Source organism: Streptomyces torulosus (genome assembly GCF_001419765.1).
In the GTDB taxonomy this organism is placed as follows: domain Bacteria; phylum Actinomycetota; class Actinomycetes; order Streptomycetales; family Streptomycetaceae; genus Streptomyces; species Streptomyces torulosus.
This window is the reverse complement of record NZ_LIRK01000135.1, coordinates 1-2,576: the sequence shown is the minus strand read 5'-3', so window position 1 is coordinate 2,576 and position 2,576 is coordinate 1. Positions and strand designations below refer to the sequence as shown.

Annotated in this window: 3 protein-coding genes and 1 pseudogene; all 4 read right to left on the bottom strand. The window is 67.9% G+C overall.

What is annotated here, in order from left to right; all coding sequences use genetic code 11:
- Positions 1-471, bottom strand: a pseudogene (locus AOK23_RS10395) (helicase); the annotation flags it as partial.
- A 117-nt stretch (positions 472-588) separates the two neighbouring features.
- Positions 589-1,413, bottom strand: coding sequence for a zf-HC2 domain-containing protein (locus AOK23_RS10390; RefSeq protein WP_420823697.1), 825 nt, complete (start codon positions 1,411-1,413; stop codon positions 589-591).
- The gene (locus AOK23_RS10385) at positions 1,410-1,985 is read right to left on the bottom strand and encodes a sigma-70 family RNA polymerase sigma factor (RefSeq protein WP_079049401.1); all 576 of its coding nucleotides are present in this window, start codon (positions 1,983-1,985) and stop codon (positions 1,410-1,412) included. Before AOK23_RS10385 ends, AOK23_RS10390 begins: the two co-directional genes overlap by 4 nt.
- A 321-nt stretch (positions 1,986-2,306) precedes the next feature.
- The coding region (locus AOK23_RS10380) for a CGNR zinc finger domain-containing protein (RefSeq protein ID WP_169800287.1) at positions 2,307-2,576 on the bottom strand (270 nt) is incomplete at its 5' end.

The following is a 2,576-nucleotide window of genomic DNA, read 5'->3' as shown; positions in this document are numbered from 1 at the left end:
GTAGAAGGGGGCGGCGGCGGGGGCCCGCCAGTCGATGACCAGCGGCGCGTACTCGGCGTCGAGGACACCGATGCGGCCGATGTGCAGGGTCTCGGCGATGTCGGCGGTGTTGTCGGGGCGGACCGCGCCCTCGGCGGGCTCGACGGCGGTGTACGCGCCGTCCGGGCCCTTCTTGCCGTCCCTGCCCAGGAGAAGGTCGATACGGCCGAAGAGGAAGTCCTCGAACTCGTTGTTCAACCGGTTCAGATGGACGCCCGCGCGGAAGACCTGGGCGTCCCGCTCGGCGAGCGCGCCGGGTGTGCCGACCTGACCGCGCTTCGCGGCGTCGTTCATCAGGAACTCCGCCTCGTGGATCTTCTCCTCGAGACGCCGGTACACCCGGTCCAGATGTTCCTGTTCGACGCCGATCTCCCGCTCACGGACGGAGTCGTGAGCGGAGTCGAGCGTTTCCTGCTGAACCTGAGCGGCCACCCGGGCCCCCTTCTGACGTGCTGGGCAGCCGTCCACCGTACGCGACGGTAGCCCTCGGGGGGAACAGCCGGTGCCCCGCGCCCCCGAAAGATCAGGGGGACGCGGGGCACCGGTCGGTTACGCCTCGACCTGGACCAGCTTCTTGCCGGAGAAGGTCAGGACCTCGAAGTGGTCGATCTCGTCCGGGGTGAAGGCGGCGCCACCCTCGACGTAGAGCGGGTTCTTGGCCTGCTCCGTCTTGGCGTCCTTGATGCCGTAACCCCAGGTCGGGACGGACCAGGAAGTGACCGTCTCACGCTCGCCGTTCTTGCCGACGGCGATCAGCGAGCACTTCTCCGGACCCTTGACGTTCTTCAGCTCCAGGACCGCGTGGGTGCCCCACGCCTTCTCCTGGGTGGCGACCGTCGCGCTGACCTGGCTGGACGCGTCCGTGGACGAGATCTTGTCCGCGGACTTGATCTTTATGAAGGCGTCCTTGGCCGGGTTGGCGGCCAGCGGTGTGGCCGACTTGCCGTCGTCGCCCCCGCCGGCCGTCGCGAACACCGCGGTGGGACCCGCGATGATCGCGGCGATACCGGCCGCCAGCATGAAGAAGTTGCGTCGGCTCTTCTTGGCCCGGTGCTGGACGACCTCGCCGACCAGCCGGTCCGAGAGCTTCGTGCTCGGTTTCGCCGCCAGGGACTCACCGATCGCCGGTGTCCCCTGGGCCGCGGGCAGATCGGCGAGGGCGGCCAGCATCGGTTCCATGCCGGCCAGCTCGTCGAGCTGCTGACCGCACCATTCGCACGTGGCGAGATGGGCCTCGAATTGTGTGGCCTCGGCGTCGTCCAGTATCCCGAGGGCGTACGCGCCGACGGTTTCGTGGATGTTGTCGCCGGAACCTTGGGCTCCTTGCACAGACCCGGGCATTCCCGGTCCATACCCCCCGTAGATGTTGCTCATGCCGTCACCCCGCGCTCCTCCAGAGCCAGCTTCATCGACCGCAGGGCGTAGAACACCCGGGAGCGGACGGTTCCACTGGGGATGCCAAGCGTCTCGGCCGCCTCATTGACCGTACGCCCTTTGAAATAGGTCTCGACCAGGACTTCCCTGTGGGCAGGGGTCAGGTCGTCCAGCGCGTCCGACAGTGTCATCAGCCACAACGCCTTGTCGATCTCGTCCTCCGCGGGGATGACCTCCAGCGGCGACGGGTCGACCTCCTGCGGCCGGGCCTGCCGGCTGCGGTGGCCGTCGATGACGATGCGGCGTGCGACCGTCACCAGCCAGGGGCGTACCGATCCGGTCGCTCGATTGAGCTGACCGGCGTTCTTCCAGGCCCTGATGAGAGTTTCCTGCACAACGTCCTCGGCGCGTTGGCGGTCGCCCGCGACCAGACGCAGCACGTACGCGAGCAAGGGTCCAGCATGCTCGCGGTACAGCGCGCGCATCAGCTCCTCGTCTGGCTCTGAGGGCTGTGATGCGCGATGTCGTGCCCTGTGCGGGCGGTCATCGGCCACAGCGGAATCCTTGCGCACGGCTACCTCCGGTGTCCGGGGGTTCCCCCAGTCGGTCGCTCACATCGGGATACGTAGGTAACCAGTTGTGTGTTCAGAGTTGAGCCACAACTTTCTCGATTCAACGTGGGGTTGGTGAGGCTCCTGAGGGACAAGCGCGCCCAAACCGGCTGCAAAACCTGCGCAGGAGGGCGGGAATTGTGAAGATGTGGATCTCGCGATGTGAAAAACAGCACTGCTGCTTCTTTACGCGAGCGGGCTGGTTGCCCAACTGCTAGGCGCCACAGGGGAGATGGGCAATCCATCGCCAAAGGGCGGTAAATGGGGCGGAAGGTGCGCGGTCTACGCGCGTGAAACAGCCGCGCGGCGGCGATGGCGGGCCACGCGTTCGCGGTTGCCGCAGATCTCGCTGGAGCACCAGCGGCGGCGCCGGCCCCGGGACGTGTCGACGTACACGAGGGGGCAGTTGTCGCCGGCGCACTGGCGCAGGCTCGCGCAGGCGACGGGGTCGGTGAGCAGCTCGACGGTGTCGCGGGCGACGACGGCGAGGAGGGCGGCGCGGTCGGGGGTGTGCGCGAGGGCGCGGGTGAGGACGCCGGTGTCCGTGCGGAC